The sequence below is a fragment of the Myceligenerans indicum genome, assembly GCF_016742955.1.
GTDB classification, from domain to species: Bacteria; Actinomycetota; Actinomycetes; order Actinomycetales; family Cellulomonadaceae; genus Myceligenerans; species Myceligenerans indicum.
Genome location: NZ_JABBYC010000042.1, coordinates 1 through 16,114, shown reverse-complemented (window position 1 = coordinate 16,114; position 16,114 = coordinate 1). Strand labels below are relative to the sequence as shown.

14 protein-coding genes are annotated in these 16,114 nt (G+C 72.8%); 13 read left to right on the top strand and 1 reads right to left on the bottom strand.

Annotation, left to right across the window (positions count from 1 at the left end; all coding sequences use genetic code 11):
- Positions 1-86: 86 nt before the first annotated feature.
- The 7 genes from HGK34_RS17420 to HGK34_RS17390 all read left to right on the top strand — a co-directional run bounded on the left by HGK34_RS17420 (position 87) and on the right by HGK34_RS17390 (position 7,615).
- Positions 87-1,385, top strand: a complete 1,299-nt coding sequence (locus HGK34_RS17420; protein ID WP_201849745.1) for an extracellular solute-binding protein — start codon at positions 87-89, stop codon at positions 1,383-1,385.
- A 6-nt stretch (positions 1,386-1,391) separates the two neighbouring features.
- Positions 1,392-2,330: a carbohydrate ABC transporter permease gene (locus HGK34_RS17415; RefSeq protein WP_201849743.1), complete on the top strand. Its 939-nt coding sequence runs from the start codon at positions 1,392-1,394 to the stop codon at positions 2,328-2,330.
- Entirely contained in the window at positions 2,327-3,238 is a 912-nt protein-coding gene (locus HGK34_RS17410) for a carbohydrate ABC transporter permease (protein WP_201849741.1), read from the top strand. Before HGK34_RS17415 ends, HGK34_RS17410 begins: the two co-directional genes overlap by 4 nt.
- Positions 3,235-4,380 carry an ROK family transcriptional regulator gene (locus tag HGK34_RS17405; protein ID WP_201849739.1) on the top strand — a complete coding sequence of 382 codons (1,146 nt, stop codon included), beginning with the start codon at positions 3,235-3,237 and terminating at the stop codon, positions 4,378-4,380. Before HGK34_RS17410 ends, HGK34_RS17405 begins: the two co-directional genes overlap by 4 nt.
- A gap of 104 nt (positions 4,381-4,484) precedes the next feature.
- Positions 4,485-6,023 (top strand): GMC oxidoreductase, encoded by a 1,539-nt coding sequence (locus HGK34_RS23635; RefSeq protein WP_201849737.1) that lies wholly within the window; start codon positions 4,485-4,487, stop codon positions 6,021-6,023.
- Positions 6,024-6,038: 15 nt separating this feature from the next.
- Entirely contained in the window at positions 6,039-6,665 is a 627-nt protein-coding gene (locus HGK34_RS17395; protein WP_201849735.1) for a nucleoside deaminase, read from the top strand.
- The gene (locus HGK34_RS17390; protein ID WP_201849733.1) at positions 6,662-7,615 is read left to right on the top strand and encodes a sugar phosphate isomerase/epimerase family protein; all 954 of its coding nucleotides are present in this window, start codon (positions 6,662-6,664) and stop codon (positions 7,613-7,615) included. The genes HGK34_RS17395 and HGK34_RS17390 overlap by 4 nt, the downstream gene beginning before the upstream one ends.
- Positions 7,616-7,667: 52 nt before the next feature.
- Here HGK34_RS17390 and HGK34_RS17385 read toward each other — a convergent pair whose 3' ends face one another.
- Entirely contained in the window at positions 7,668-8,297 is a 630-nt protein-coding gene (locus tag HGK34_RS17385) for a superoxide dismutase (RefSeq protein WP_201849731.1), read from the bottom strand.
- 146 nt (positions 8,298-8,443) lie between these two features.
- Between HGK34_RS17385 and fdxA the strand changes: the two genes are divergently transcribed.
- From fdxA to HGK34_RS17355, 6 genes are all read left to right on the top strand, one after another.
- Entirely contained in the window at positions 8,444-8,767 is a 324-nt protein-coding gene (gene fdxA, locus HGK34_RS17380) for a ferredoxin (protein WP_201849729.1), read from the top strand.
- 339 nt (positions 8,768-9,106) lie between these two features.
- Positions 9,107-9,745, top strand: coding sequence for a ferredoxin--NADP reductase domain-containing protein (locus HGK34_RS17375; RefSeq protein ID WP_307816047.1), 639 nt, complete (start codon positions 9,107-9,109; stop codon positions 9,743-9,745).
- 178 nt (positions 9,746-9,923) lie between these two features.
- Positions 9,924-11,528 carry a pyridoxal phosphate-dependent decarboxylase family protein gene (locus HGK34_RS17370; protein WP_201849727.1) on the top strand — a complete coding sequence of 535 codons (1,605 nt, stop codon included), beginning with the start codon at positions 9,924-9,926 and terminating at the stop codon, positions 11,526-11,528.
- The gene (locus HGK34_RS17365; RefSeq protein WP_201849725.1) at positions 11,528-12,973 is read left to right on the top strand and encodes a lysine N(6)-hydroxylase/L-ornithine N(5)-oxygenase family protein; all 1,446 of its coding nucleotides are present in this window, start codon (positions 11,528-11,530) and stop codon (positions 12,971-12,973) included. Before HGK34_RS17370 ends, HGK34_RS17365 begins: the two co-directional genes overlap by 1 nt.
- Positions 12,973-15,606, top strand: coding sequence for a GNAT family N-acetyltransferase (locus HGK34_RS17360; RefSeq protein WP_201849723.1), 2,634 nt, complete (start codon positions 12,973-12,975; stop codon positions 15,604-15,606). Before HGK34_RS17365 ends, HGK34_RS17360 begins: the two co-directional genes overlap by 1 nt.
- Positions 15,603-16,114, top strand: a 512-nt coding sequence (locus HGK34_RS17355; protein WP_201849721.1) for a penicillin acylase family protein, incomplete at its 3' end; no start/stop codon positions are given. The genes HGK34_RS17360 and HGK34_RS17355, both read left to right, overlap by 4 nt.

The window sequence follows — 16,114 nt, the reverse complement described above, 5'->3', positions numbered from 1 at the left end:
GCACCGAGTGGGACCGAAATCGCTACTAGTCAGCACAATGTGTTTGCCTGGCCCGGTCTTGCCGGCCCTCGCGATAGGAGCCCCCCATGACCCGTTCCCGACACGCGTCTGCCCGGTTCGCACCCGGCGTCGCCCTCGTCGCTGTTCTCGCCCTCACCGCCTGTGGCCGCGGCGCCGAGTCCGCGCCGTCCTCCACCTCGGCCCCCGTCGACGACGAGCCCGCCACGGGCACCGTGGAGCTGTGGGCCCCGGACGGTGACGCTGCCGCGCTCGACGACGTCCTGGCTTCCTTCCGCGAGGAGAACCCCGACCTCGATCTGCAGGTCACGCTGGTCCCGGCGGACGAGTACACGACCAAGCTGCAGTCGGCGGTCGCCGGAGGCGCCGGGCCCGATGTCGCGCAGCTCTACACCGAGTCCCAGGCCCAGTTCCTCGCAGGCGGGGCCTTCGCGCCCGTTCCGGAGGGCCTGGTCGACGGCGGCTCGTTCTTTCCCGGCGCGTGGGAGTCCGGGGTCCTGGACGGCATCGCCTACTCCGTCCCGTGGTACTCCTACACCTACGCGCTGGTGTACCGCTCCGACTTCGCGCAGGCGGCAGGTGCGAAGCCCCCGACGACCTGGGACGAGACGATCCCGTTCTTCGAGGCCCTCCAGGGCGGCGGCGCCGGCAAGGGCCTGGGCGCGGATGTCGGCTGGGACATCTACAACGGCCAGGACGTCACGCAGTACCTGTGGCAGGCCGGAGGCCATCCGATGTCGGACGACGGCCTGGAGTGGACTCTGGACACCCCGGAGATGGTCGACGCGCTGACGTACAACCGGTCGTTCTTCACCTCCGCGATCGCCGATCCGGACGCGCCGGGCTTCCTCGACTCCCAGCCCTACTTCGTCGAGGGGCGTACGGGCGCGATGATGACGGGCCCCTGGGTGATCGGGCAGCTCGACGACGTCGCCGGCGAGGACGGCTGGACGAGCGAGCACGTGGCGACCGCGCCGCTGCCGGCCGGGGCAGGCGGCAGCGTCGGCGCGATCGCAGGCGGTAGCTGGGGCGTGGGTGCCGACAGCGACAACCCGGAGGCGTCCTGGAAGGTGGTGCGCCACCTCGCCGAGCCCGGGACACAGGTCGCGCAGTACGAGGCGCTGGCTTCGCTCCCCGCGGTCCGGTCGGCCTGGGACGACCCCGCGATCGCGCACGAGCCGCTGCTCGACGCGTTCTTCGAGCAGCTCGAGGACGCCGAGACCTACCCGCAGGTGGAGCCGTGGGCGCAGATCGCGACGCAGCTCGGCGCCGAGATGGAGGCCGTGGCCAAGGAACGCCAGACGCCTGAGGAAGCCGCGGCGGCCATCCAGGCCTTCGCCGAGAGCCTGGGCACCGGGACGGAGTAGGCCGTCATGACCGCAACCACCATGTCGGGGAGCCCGCCGGCCGTCCGGTCCGCATCACGTGCGCGAGGGTCCGGAGGGCTTCGCCGGTCGATCCTCGCCTGGGTGTTCCTCGCCCCGTTCCTCGCGGTGTTCGTCACCTTCACGGCGGTCCCCACCGTCGCCGCACTCGGCTTCAGCCTCACGGACCTGCGCGGCACCGACCTGCGTCATCCGTTCGCGGTCGACGTCGTCGGGCTCGACAACTACGCGTGGCTGTTCTCCGACGGCCGGTTCGTCCGCGACCTCGGGAACACGGCGGTCTTCGTGGCGGTCGGGGTACCCCTGACGATGCTGACCGGATTCGCCCTCGCCCTGGCGCTGAACACCGGGATCCGCAGGCTCCGAGGCGTGTACCGGACGGTCTTCTTCGCCCCGGTCGTGACCAACGTCGTGGCCGTCGCGCTCATCTGGCAGTACGCGTTCAACACGAACGGCACCGTCAACCAGGTGGCGGCGAGCATCGGGTTCGCCGGGCCGAACTGGCTCGGCGACCCGGGCCTGGCGATGCCGGTCGTGATCCTGCTGGGCGTGTGGCGCAACTTCGGCACCGCCATGGTGCTGTTCCTGGCCGGGCTGCAGGCCGTGCCGGAGGACGTGCACGAGGCCGCCGCGCTGGACGGCGCCGGGTGGTGGCGCCGCCTGTGGCACATCACGATGCCGCTGCTCATGCCCACGATCCTGCTCGTCTCCGTGCTGCTGACCGTGTTCTACCTGCAGGTGTTCGACGAACCGTACCTGCTGACCGACGGCGGGCCGCTCGGGTCGACCGAGTCGGTGGCGCTGTACACCTACCACCAGTTCGGCTTCGGCCAGTTCGGGCTCTCCTCGGCCGCGTCGCTGGTCATCCTCGTCCTGGTGGCCGTGGTGAGCTTCGCCCAGTTCAGATTGTTGAGGCCTCGCACATGACCGTCATCGCACCGACCCAGGTCCCCCCGGGCGACGCCCGCCCGGGCGACGCCAGGGTGCGGCAGGAGGCACGCCCCGCGACGCGGCGGCGTCGCGGGGCGCAGGCTCCGCTGCAGGCGGCTCTGGCCGTCGCCGCGGGGTTCACTCTGCTGCCCTTCGTGTGGGTGGTGAGCGGATCGCTGCGCAGCCTCGCCGACATCCGGGCCGCTCCCGGCGCCTGGCTGCCGGGCGAGGTGACCGCGGACAACTTCGTGAGACTGTTCCAGGCGCAGGGGTTCGGCACGTTCCTGATGAACAGCATCGTCGTGGCGGCCCTTGTCGTCGCGGGCAACGTCGTGGCCGCGTCGGCGGCGGGGTACGCGCTGGCCAAGTTCGACTTCGCGGGAAAGCGGCTCGCGTTCGGCGCCGTGATGGCGGCGCTCATGGTGCCCTACACCGCCACGTTCGTCCCGCAGTTCGTGGTCACGATGAACCTCGGCCTCGTCGACACGCTCGCCGGGATCGCGGCGCCCAGCCTCGCGCTGCCGATCTCGATCTTCATCGTGCGGCAGTACGCGTCGGCGGTCCCCGACGAACTGCTCGAGGCGGCCCGCATCGACGGCGCCGGGGAGTTCCGCATCTTCGCCAGGATCTTCCTGCCGCTCGCGGGCCCCGCTCTCGCTACCGTCACGATCATGTCCTTCCTCACCTCCTGGAACAACTTCATCTGGCCGCTCGTCGTGGCACAGAGCACGTCCACCTACACCCTCCCGGTCGGGCTGGCCGCCACGAGCCAGGCCGCTCCCAACGTCACCGACTACGGGCTGATGCTCGCCGGAGCGATCGTCGTCATGCTGCCCGTGCTGGTGCTGTTCCTCCTCCTGCAGCGCCACTTCGTGCAGGGCATCGCCGCCACGGGGCTGCGATGACGCGGGCGGGCCTGGACCAGAGCGGGATCCGGCGGCTGAACACGGGGGTGGCGTTGCGGGCGCTCGCCGAGGCCGCCGAGGACATGACGATGATCGAGCTCGCCGGGCGGACCGGCCTGTCGCGGCGCACGATCGAGCTCATCCTCGCCGCACTCGTCGAGGCAGGATGGGTCGAGGAGCTGGACCGCATCCCGGTCACCGGTGGCGCGGGCCGGCCCCCGCGGCGGTTCCGGCTGCGGGCCGAGCACGCCCTGCTCGCCGCGGTGCGGGTGAACACGCTCGAAGGCTCCGCGGTGGTGTCCGACGTCCGGGGGAGCATCCTCGGCCGGGCCCGCCGCCCGCTGCGGCAGTACCACGACCCGCGCTCCACGCTCGACGACGCCGCCGACCTCGTGCGCGAGGCGCTGGTGGCCGCCGGCGGAACGGCCGACCGCCTGCGCGCCGGAGCCGTCGCCAGCGGTGGTGCCATCGACGCGGACGGCGTCGTGCGCCGCCTGGTCTTCACCGAGCACTGGGAGGGCGTCGACCTGCCCGCCGAACTCGGCTCACGCATCCACATCCCCTGGTTCGCCGACAACGACGCGAACCTCGGCGCCCTCGCCGAACGCTGGCGAGGCGCGGCCAGAGACCACGAGGACGTCGTGTGGGCGCAGCTCGGCAGTCGCACGGGCCTGGGCATCCTCATCCACGGCAGGGTCCATCGCGGATTCCAGGGCGCGGCGGGGGAGATCGTCGAGGCCGCCTCGATGTCCGCCCGCACCCTCGACGACCACCCCGTCGCGTGGCTGACGTCCCCGGTGCGGACCCAGCGAGACGCCGCGCGCGAACGGGTCGACGCCGCGCGGGCCATGGATCCGGCGGCCCTGGCCGAGGTGGACGAGTTCGTCGAGCACATCGTGTCGATCCTGACCACCCTGTCCTGGACCATCGCGCCGTCGCTCATCGTGCTCGGTGGCGGGCTGGAGGACGCCGCCGACGTCCTCCTGCCCCGCGTCCGGGAGCGGATGCGGGCCGCGCGTACCCCGGACATCGAGCTGCGGACCACCACGCTCGGCCCGGACGGCCCGCTCGTCGGAGCGCTCAAGTTCGCCCTCGACCACATGGACACCAAGCTCTTCGGTCCCGTCGTGCACGAAGCCTGACCGTCCGGACCCCACGAAGCCTGACCGCCCGGACCCCACGGGCCGCACCCGTCCCGCCCCGTGTCCGGGACATCCACCCACCCCGTCCCGAAGGGAGCAACACCGTGACCCACCCGCGCACCGCCGACGTCCTGATCGTCGGCGGCGGCCTCATGGGCTCGACCATCGCCCGACTGGTCCGTGAGGCCCGTCCGGGTGCCCGCATCGTCATGGTCGACGCCGGCAAGGCCATCGGAGACACGCCGGGGCTGCACCTGCACGACGTGCCGGACCCCGACCTGTGGGAACGCTACAACGAGCGCGTCGCCAGCGGGATCCAGGGCATGTACACCGGGAGCGGCACCGCACCGAGGCCCGCCCACGACGGCCGGCGCCCCCGCCCCGGGATGTTCCGTCCCGGGATGGTTCGCGCCGGCGAGTTCGGCGAGGACGCCGAAGCGATGCCGGCCGCCGCGATCGCCTGGAACGCCGGCGGCATGGGCGTGCACTGGACCGCCGCAACCCCCTGGCCCGCCGGCACGGAGGTGTTCGACGGCGGCGACCCTCACGGCTGGGCCGCGGACCTGCGGACCGCGCAACGGGTCCTGGGCGTCCACCCCAGCCCGATCGGCCCCACCGAACCCGGCCGCGTCGTGCTCGACGTCCTGCGCAAACACCTCGCCGGCGTCGGGCCGAGCGACCGCGCCCCCCAGCCGATGCCGATGGCCGTCCAACCCGCCACCCAGGGCCCGACACCCCGCACGGGACCCTCGCTGGTCTTCCCGCCGATCGCGGCCGGCGGCGACGACCGGTTCGCGCTGTACACCGAGACCCTCGCGACCAGCCTGCTCGTCGACGGCGGACAGGTGCGCGGCGCGCACGTCCGGCAGGTCGCCGACGGAACGGAACGGGACGTGCTCGCCCACACCGTGGTGGTGTGCGCGGACGCGCTGCGCACACCGCAACTGCTCTTCGCCTCAGGGATCAGGCCGTGGGCGCTGGGCCGCCACCTGAACGAACACGCCTTCATCACCGGGCGCGTCCTCCTGGACCTGGACCGATTCGGTATCGACCTGGCAACCCTCCCGCGACCGCGCCCCGGAGAGTTCTGCACCGACTCGCTCTGGATCCCGCAGAACGGCCCGGACCAGCCGTTCCACGGACAGATCATGAACACCACCTACGTCACCGGCACCGGCCACCCCCTCGCCCACTCCGTGGGGCTGTCCCTCTACTCCCCGGTGGAATCGCGTCCCGACAACCGCCTCGTGTTCTCCCGGACCGAGACGGACGCTGCCGGCATGCCCCGGATCGGCATCGAGTTCACCTACTCCCGCACCGACCTCGACCTGATCGACCGGGCGCTGGCCCAGGTGCAGGAACTCGCCGAGCTGTTCGGGCCCTTCGATCCCGCCACCGAAAGGGCGCTCCTGCCCCCCGGATCGTCGCTGCACCTCACCGGCACCGTCAGAGTCGGCCGGCACGACGACGGCACCAGCGTCGCCGACCCCGCCGGGCGGGTCTGGGGCTTCGAGAACCTCTACGTCGCCGGCACCGGCGCGGTGCCGACCCCCGTGGTCGCCAACGCCACCCTCACCGGCGCGGTGACCGCCGTGCACACCGCACGGGCCGTCGCGCGACGAACCACCGCGCCCGCACACTGAACCCGAGGGAGCCAGATGCTCATCCAGCACATCGCCACCACCTACCGCATCGACCTGCCCGCATGGCTGGGGGACGAACTCGCCCACGTGCCCGACGTCATCGAGGAGCCGAGCGACCGGATGCGCCTCGTGCACCGCCTCGCCGACCGCAACTGGCGCGAGGGCAGCGGGGGACCGTTCGCCGCACTCGTCGCCGAGCGCGACACCGGCCGCATCATCTCGGTCGGCGTCAACGTCGTACTGGCCGGCGGAGTGTCCAGCGGGCACGCGGAGGTCGTCGCACTGGGCCTGGCCCAGACCCGCCGGGGAACCTGGGACCTCGGCGCCGCCGGCGCACCCGCACACGAACTCGTCGTCAACTGGCGCCCCTGCATCCAGTGCTACGGGGCAACCCTGTGGTCCGGCGTACGCTCCCTCGTCGTCGCCGGCGAAGGGCCCGACCTCGAGGAGATCACCACCTTCGACGAAGGACCGCTCGGCGACGACTGGGCCGAACAGTTCGAACGCCGCGGCATCCACGTGGTCACGGACGTCCTGCGCGAGGAGGCGCTCGCCGTCTTCCGCGCCTACCGGCAAAGCATCGACCGAGGCGGACCGACCGTCTACAACGCACGCCAGGGCGACACCGAGGAGACACCATGACCCTGCACGCCGACCGAGTCGCCCTCAACCCCATCCAGTGGGCCAACCTCAAGGCCGACCCGTCCGACCCCGACAGCGATGACCTGTGGCTCTTCGCCGACCCGGACTTCCGGGCCGACTACCCGGGCGTGCTCGCCCAGGTGCGCAGCGCCGGCTTCCGGGCAGTGATGATGGAGGTCCTCGACACCCAGACCCTGCAGTCCTACGAGCGGATGGTGGCCGACGCCGGACTCGCCCTCGCACCCGGCTACGCGAGCATCGCGCTGCCCGAGGACCACGGCGTGCACCTGACCCCCGGAAGCCCTGACGAGGTGCGCTGGTACGACCGCATCCGCAGAGCCGCGGAGGAGTCGAACTACTTCGGCCTCGACACGATCTTCCTCGCACCTGAGATGAACTGGGCGCCCGGCACCCGGCGCACCCTGGAACACGCCGCCGTCGGGGCCGGTTTCGACGACTCGCGCCTGGACCGCGTCATCGACGTCCTCGGCACCGCCGCGGAGATCCTCGCCGCGGAAGGAGTCCGCGCCGGACTGCACAACCACGTGGGCACCTGGGTCGAGACGGAAGAGGAGATCGAACGCGTCCTCGCCGCGATCCCCGCCTCACTCCTGGGAGCCTCGTTCGACATCGGCCACCTCGCCTGGGCGGGGATCGACCCGGTGCGAATCCTGAAGCGGCACGCCGGCCGGCTGGTCGACCTGCACGTGAAGGACCTCGACCTCGAGGTGGCCGCGGCCGGCCGCAACCTGCCCACGCCCTACCGGACGGCCGTCGACCGCGGCCTCTTTCGCGAACCCGGGCTCGGCCACATCGACCTCGACGCGGCGCTCGCGGCCTTGCCGGACGCCTGGGACGGATGGGTGATCATCGAGGTGGACCGAGCGTCCATGGACCCGACGGCGAGCGCGGAGGTGAGCTGGGCCTGGGCCGACACCCGGTTCTCCTGAGCGGTGGAGCGGAGCACCCGGACGTCATCTTCCGGGTGCTCCGCTCCACCGGTCAGGAGGTGGCCGTCAGCAGCCCGCCCGTCGCGCTGCGGGCCTGCTCCAGCCGGCGGGCGACGTCGGCCCAGTTCGCCAGGTTCCAGAACGCCTTGACGTAGTCCGCCTTCACGTTCAGGTAGTCCAGGTAGAACGCGTGCTCCCACATGTCGAGCATCAGCAGGGGAGTGACGCCCAGCGGCACGTTCGCCTGCTGGTCGAAGAGCTGGAAGATCGACAGGCGCTCGCCGAGCGCGTCCCACGCGAGGACGGCCCACCCGGAGCCCTGGATGCCGGTGGCCACCGCCGCGAAGTGCGCCTGGAACGCCGCGAAGCTGCCGAACTGGTCGATGATCGCCGCGGCGAGCTCGCCGTCGGGCTCACCGCCGCCGTCGGGGGACAGGTTGTTCCAGAACACGGTGTGGTTGGTGTGCCCGCCGAGGTGGAAGGCGAGGTTCTTCTCGTGCAGGTTCACGGCCGCGTGGTCGCCGGTCTCCCGGGCCTGCGCCAGCGCGTCGAGCGCGGCGTTGGCCCCCGCCACGTAGGCGGCGTGGTGCTTGTCGTGGTGCAGTTCCATGATCCGGCCGCTGATGTGCGGTTCGAGCGCCGCGTAGTCGTAGGGCAGCTCGGGGAGGGTGTAAACCGGCATCGTGAGTCCTTGTCGCCGTCGATATCGCTGACCTTGCGAACGTAGAACCTCAAGCGCGGTTGAGGTCAACGAGACAAGCGTCACACCCGCGGCCGGGCCGGGCGGGTTGGACCTCAACCGTGGTTCAGGTCGTAGCGTCCGGTGGCGTGACCTACGTGATCGCCCAGCCCTGCGTGGACGTCAAGGACAAGGGCTGCATCGAGGAGTGCCCCGTGGACTGCATCTACGAGGGGCTCCGGACCTTGTACATCCATCCCGACGAGTGCGTCGACTGCGGCGCCTGTGAGCCGGTCTGCCCGGTGGAGGCCATCTACTACGAGGACGACGTGCCCGAGGAGTGGACGGACTACTACCGCGCCAACGTGGAGTTCTTCGACGGTCTCGGTTCTCCCGGGGGAGCGGTGCGCACCGGCCCGATCCCCCGTGACCACCCGGTGGTGCAGGCCGCGCCGCCCGGCGGGGAGGCGTGATGCCGGCCGGAGCGGCGCCGCTGACCGTCGCGGTGGTCGGCGCCGGGCCCGCGGGGATCTACGCGGCGGGGATCCTGACCGAGCTCGCGCCGGGCACGAGGGTCGACGTCCTGGACCGGCTGCCCACCCCGTACGGTCTGGTGCGCTACGGGGTGTCGCCCGACCACCCGAAGATCAGGAAGATCATCGACTCGCTGCACGGCATGCTCGAGCATCCCGATGTCCGCCTGCTGTGCAACGTGGAGATCGGCAGGGACCTCACCGTCGCGCAGCTGCGTGCCGGCTACGACGCGGTGGTGATCGCCACGGGGGCCGACCGCGACGCCCCGGCGCCTGGTCGTGCGGACGTTCGAGCGGTGGGCCCAGGTGCCGCCCGGCGAGCACCGTGCCTCGCGCCGCGTCCACCTGCACTTCTACCGCGCGCCGGCGGCCATCCTCGGGTCCGGCCGCGTCGAGGCGCTGCGCACCGAGCGCACCGTCCCGGACGGCTACGGGCACGTCACCGGCTCCGGTGAGTTCCAGGACCTCTCCGTCGGCGCCGTGTACCGGGCGGTCGGCTACGCGGGCTCGCCCCTGGAGGGCGTCCCGTTCGACCGGGAGCGTCACGTGGTCCCGCACGATCGCGGGGCGGTGCTCGACGACGGCGTCCCCGTTCCCGGGCTCTTCGTCACGGGATGGATCAAGCGGGGGCCGGTGGGGCTGATCGGGGCCACGAGGTCCGACGCGCGCGAGACCGTCGAGACCCTCCTGTCGGCCACCCGCCCCGCGGCGCCGCGCCCCGGGCGCGAGGCGATCGACGAGCTGCTGCGCGAGCGCGGTATCCCGGTGGTGGACTGGGGCGGCTGGCTTAGGATCGACGCGGCCGAGCGGGAGCTCGGCGCCCGGCACGGGCGCGCACGGACCAAGATCGTCGACCGGGCGGAGCTGACGGAACGGGGGAGGCCGAACGTCGCCGTGGCCGGAGGCGGGGAGGGCTGATCTGTCGCAGCCTTCGCCTCCACGGCGCGCGCCGGCGGCGCGTGTCCGGAACATGGCTACGGTTGGACAAGGGCGAAGTGTCGACTAACTTAGGGCAGGCATGCCTAACACTCCGTTCGGTGGGGGTGTTCGGGGCGTGCCGTCCTGTCCTGTCCTCCCCACCCGAGGAGCCTCGCGCATGTCCTCACCTCTGCCCGCCGCGACCCGCACGCCGGTGCCCGGAGTGCCGCACGATCCCGCTGCCCTGCTTCGGGGCGCCACCGCCACGCAGTACGCGCGCCTGACCCGGGCGGTGGTGGACGACGTCGCGCACCGTGTGGCCGCGGCCGACCAGCCGTTCAGCGGCGCGGGGCGCGCGGAGCTCGGTGAGCGCTGCGACGCGGTGGACCTGGAGGCTCCGGGGATCGGGGCCGCCGAGGCGCTGTCCGAGGCGGCCGCCCTGTACGCGGGCAACGCGGTGTGGTTCCACCACCCGGCCTACGCGGCCCACCTGAACTGCCCGGTCGCGGTGCCCGCCGTGGCCGCGGAGGCGATGCTGGCGGCGGTCAACACCTCGGTGGACACCTACGACCAGTCGGGGGCCGCCACCCTGATGGAGCGCCGGCTGGTGGACTGGACGGCGCGACGGATCGGTTTCCCGGTGGGCCGGGACGAGCGGGGCGAGGCCGCGGGCGCCGACGGCGTGTTCACCTCCGGCGGCACGCAGTCCAACCTGCAGGCGATGTTCCTCGCCCGCCAGCGGGCGCTCGAGGGGCTGCACGGCACGGAGCGCGCCGTCGCGCAGTCCCGCCTGCGGATCCTGGCCACGGCCGCGAGCCACTTCTCGGTCGCGAAGGCGGCCCTGCTGCTCGGCCTGTCCCAGGACGCGGTCCTCGCGGTGGGCGCCGACGGGGACGGGCGGATGGACCCGGACGCGCTGGGCCGCGCCCTGACCGACGTCGCCCGCACCGGGGACACGGTCATGGCGGTCGTGGTGACCGCCGGGACCACCGACCGTGGCTGCGTCGACCCGATCGTCCCGGTCGCCGATCTCGCCGACGCGACCGGCGCCTGGCTGCACGTGGACGCCGCCTACGGGTGCGGGCTGCTGGTCAGCCCCACCCGCCGTGGCCTGCTGGCCGGCATCGAACGCGCCCGCAGCGTCACCGTGGACTACCACAAGGCCTTCTTCCAGCCGGTCTCCTCCAGCGCGCTCGTTGTGCGCGAGGCGGCCGACCTGGCGCGCGGTGCCTGGCACGCCGACTACCTCAACCCCTCCCACGAGAACGGCGAGCTCAACCCCGACCCGAACCAGGTGGACAAGTCCCTGCAGACCACGCGCCGGTTCGACGCCCTCAAGCTGTGGGTCACGCTGCGGGCGCTCGGGGCGGACGGCATCGGGCGGATGGTTGACGCCACCTGCGACCTCGCGGCGGCCGTGCACGCCGATCTCGCCGGCGACCCGGAGCTTCGGGTCATCGGCCGCACGGACCTGTCCACGGTCCTGTTCCGCTACGAGCCGGACGGTCTCGATCCCGCCCGCGCCGACGCGCTCGTGCCGCAGGTGCGCCGGGTCCTGTTCGACTCGGGGCGCGCGCTCGTGGCCAAGACCGTCGCGGGCGGGCGGCCGTGCCTCAAGCTGACCCTGCTCAACCCCGACGTGACGCTCGCGGACGTGCGGGCGGTGTGCGACCTGGTGCGCTCGGCCGCCCGGGGGCTGCTGGCCGGTGAGGAGCTCGCCGACCTCGACGCGCCGCCCTGCCGCGGGATCCACCCCCGCCTGACCCGCGAGGAGGACGCCTGATGCGCACCTACGACCTGGCCGGCGTCGGCATCGGCCCCATGAACCTGTCCCTCGCCGCGCTCGCGGCCCCGCTGGAGGACGTCACGAGCGTGTTCCTCGACCAGCGCGACGGCTTCTCCTGGCACCCCGGAATGCTCGTCGAGGGCACCACCCTCCAGGTCCCCTTCCTCGCAGACCTGGTCACCATGGCGGACCCGACCTCCCCGTACTCGTTCCTGGCCTGGCTGAAGGAGACCGGCCGGCTCTACCCCTTCTACATCCGCGAGTCCTTCTACCCGCTGCGCGCCGAGTACGACGCGTACTGCCGCTGGGCGGCCGCGCGGCTGGCCGCGTCCGCACCCGGCATGCTGCGCTGGGGGCGGCGCGTGACCGCCGTCGAGCACGACGCCGCGTCGGACCTCTTCGTCCTGACCGCCCAGGTCAGCGGACCGGACGGGACCCGGGAGGAGAAATACTGTGCCAAGCACGTCGTGCTCGGGACCGGGACGACACCTCACGTGCCGGCGGTGCTGCGCGACCTGAGCGGCGCCGGCCCGGTGGTGCACACCGGGAGCTACCTTCCCGGGAGGCAGGCGCTCATCGACTCCGGCGCGGTGACCGTGGTGGGCAGCGGGCAGTCCGCCGGCGAGGTGTACCGCGACCTGCTCGACGCCGTCGGCGTGCACGACCCGTCCGCGGCCGGCGGAGCCTTCCGCCTGGACTGGGTGACGCGCAGCAGCCGCTTCTTCCCCATGGAGTACACCAAGCTCACCCTGGAGATGACGTCCCCGGAGTACACCGACCACTACGTCTCCCTCCCGCAGGACCTGCGCGACCGGCTCGGCCGCGAACAGCGCAACCTCTACAAGGGCATGAGCGGCGACCTCGTCGACGACATCTACGACACGCTCTACCGCAGGTCCGCCCTCGGCAGGCCGCTGCCGACCACGCTGCTGACCGACTGCGAGGTCACCGCCGCCCGCTTCGACCCCCACGGAGCCGGCGGCACCGGCGAGTACGTCCTGACCCTGCACCACGCCCAGACCGGTCAGGACGCCGAGCACCGCACCCGCGCCGTGGTCGCGGCCACCGGCTACCGGCACACCGTGCCGGACCTCCTCGCGCCGGTCCGTGACCGCATCGACCTGGACGACGCCGGCCGCCTCGCCGTGCGCCGCGACTACACCGTCGACACCGGCCGCCGCCTGTTCGTCGCGGGCGGCGAGGAACACACCCACGGCGTCACCGCCCCCGACCTCGGCTTCGCCCCCTGGCGCGCCTCCGTCATCCTCGCGCGGGTCACCGGACGCGAGCCCTACCCGATCGAACGCCGCACCGCCTTCCAGACGTTCGGGTTGCCCGCACACCCGGCCCCCGCAGACCCACCGGGAGGCCCGGCCACGCCGGGAACGCCGCAGCCGACGACGCCGGCGCCGGCGCCGCAGACGGCGGAGGTGACACCCTGATGCCCTTCACGACCACGACCCGGGTGGGCGAGCTGACGGTGGAACCCGCCCACGCCGCCCGCGACGCCCGGACCCTGCACGACTGGCTCACCCACCCCGCCTCCCACTACTGGGAGATGAGCGGCCTCACGAGGCAGCAGGTGCACGCCTACCTCACCGCCATGAGCGCCGACGACGCCCAGGACGGCTGGCTCCTGCGCCACGCGGGCACACCGATCGCCTACGCCGAGACCTACGACCCGTCCCGCACCGTCCTGGACGGCCTGCCACCGGGCACCCTCGACCACCGGCCCGGAGACCTCGGCATGCACCTCCTGGTCGCACCTCCACCCGCGCCCCGGGGCGACACCCCACGCATCCCGGGCCTCACCGACGCGGTGATGACCACCGTCATGCGGTTCTGCCTCACCCCCGCACCCGACGGCGGACGCGGCGCCCTGCGCGTCGTCGTCGAACCCGACACCCGCAACACCGCGATCCACGCCAAGAACGCCGCCGCCGGCTTCCGCGTCCTGGCCGACGTCGACCTCGCCACCGACGGCCACACCAAACACGCCCGCCTCAGCGCCTGCACCCGCGACGACTTCGCCGCCTCCCCCCTCGGCGACGACACCGGACCACTGAGCAGCCGGCCCGCCGCACACCTGCGCCCCGCGCTCGCCGAGGCCGCCCACCGGCACCTCGTGGCCAAGGCGCTCGCGGAGTTCACGCACGAGCGCCTCATCCTGCCGGAGCCCGACCTCGACCCCGACCTCGACCCCGACCCCGACCTCGACCCCGACCCGGCGCGAGGACCGGTGACGGGCGCCTCCCCGGCCGGCGGCGCGGCGCGGGAGGTGACGCACGACGACCCGCGCCCGTACGCGCTGGTGCTGGACGAGGCCCCGCACGGGGCAGGCGGCGGCACCGGCGGCGGGCGCGTCACCTACCGGTTCACCGCCCGCCGCTACCCGCTGGAGCACTGGGTCATCGACGAGGCGAGCCTGCGTCGCACCCGCACCCGCACCCGCACCCGCACCGGGCCCGGCGGGGTGGAGCACCCTGCCGGGCCGGACGCCCTCGAACTCGTCGCCGAGCTGCAGCCGCAGCTGCAGGTCCCCGACGACCTGCTGCCGGTGTACCTGGAGGAGCTGTCGTCCACGCTGGCCGGGGCGATGGCGAAACGGGAACGGGAGTCCTCGCCCCAGTCCTCGCCCCAGTCCGCGCCCGGCCTGGTGCGCGCCCTGTCCGGGCCCGACGTCGCGGGCGCCTTCCAGGCCGTCGAGTCCGCCATGACCGAGGGGCATCCCGGCTTCGTGGCGAACAACGGACGTATCGGCTACTCCCTGTCCGACTACCGCGCCTACGCGCCCGAACGCGGCGGCCGGCTGCGCCTGATGTGGCTGGCCGCCCGGCGCGAGCACACGCACCTGGCGCTCGGCGCCGGACAGACCGAGCACGGGCTGTACGGGACACCCTCCACGGCGGGGGAGCTGTCCGGCGCCGAACGCGCCGCGTTCGCAGACCGGCTCACCGCCCGCGGCCTCGACCCGGACGACTACCTCTACCTGCCCGTCCACCCCTGGCAGTGGGAGCACCGCGTGGCGATCACGTTCGCCGCCGACGTCGCCCGCCACGACCTCGTGCCCCTCGGCCCCGGCGCCGACGAGTACACCCCCCAGCAGTCCGTCCGCACCCTGTTCAACACCACCCGGCCCGGCCACCACTACGTCAAGACCGCCACCGCCATCCAGAACATGGGCTTCCTGCGCGGCCTGTCCCCGAAGTACATGCGCGACACCCCGGCGGTCAACGACTGGGTCGCCGACCTCGTGACCGGCGACGCAACCCTGCGCCGCGCCGGATTCGGCGTCCTGCGGGAACTGGCCGCCGTCGGCTACACCGGCGACGTCTACCACCGCACACCGACCGACAACCCCTACCGCAAGATGCTCGCCGCCCTCTGGCGCGAGTCACCCCTGCCGCGGCTCGCCGACGGCGAGCGCGTGGCCACCATGGCCGCCCTGCTGCACCGTGACGCCACCGGCACCGCGCTCGCCACCACCCTGGTCACCGCCTCCGGCCTGGACCCGGAGCACTGGCTGCGGTCCTACCTCGACGCCTACCTCTACCCGCTCGTGCACTGCCTGCTCGCCCACGACCTCGCGTTCATGCCCCACGGGGAGAACCTCGTCCTGGTCCTGCGCGACCACGTCGTGACCCGCGTGTTCATGAAGGACATCGGGGAGGAGACCGCCGTGCTCGGACCACGCCCGCTGCCCGCCCGGATCGAACGCCTCCGCGCCCTGGTCGGTGACGAGGAGAAGGCCCTGGCCGTGTTCACCGACATGTTCGACGGCGTCCTGCGCCACCTGTCCGGCATCCTCGCCGCCGACGGCGTGCTGCCCGCCGCACGCTTCTGGGCCGTCGTCGGCCAGGTCGTGGACCGCCACCGCGACGAGCACCCCGACCTCGCCGCCCGCCACGGACACGGCCTCGGCGTCGACCTGCGCGCCCGGACCTTCGCCCACTCCTGCCTCAACCGGCTCCAGCTGCGCGACACCCGCCAGCTGGTCGACCTGACCGACCAGGCATCCTCCCTCATCTACGCCGGACGCCTCACCAACCCGATAGGAACCACGGTCACCACGTGAACCACCAGCACGACCACCCCCGGACACCCCCCTTCGAGCTCTACCGCGACCCCCACGGCATCCCCCACATCCGTGCCGCCACGGAGAACGCCCTCGCCTACGGGCAGGGCTACGTCACCGCCCTCGACCGCACCGACCAGATCGAGACCGCCCGCCACCGCGCCGAGGCGCGGCTCGCCGCCCACACCGGCCCCGACGGCCTCACCTGGGACCGGTTCGCCGTACGCGTCCGCCTCACCGACACCGCACGACGCGTCACCGACGCCCTCGCGCAGCCCGAACGGGACTGGCTGACCGCCTACGCCCACGGGGTCAACGCCGCCCTCGCGGCCACCACAGACACCAGCGAACCCTGGAAGCCCTGGACCCCCGTCGGCGTCTTCCTCGCCGACCACGTCCTGTTCAACGGGTTCCCCGCCGTCCTCTGGCGCGACCACGTCACCCGCACCCTCGCACCTGTCTCTTATACACATCTCCGAGCCCACGAGACGGAGCTACATCTCGTATG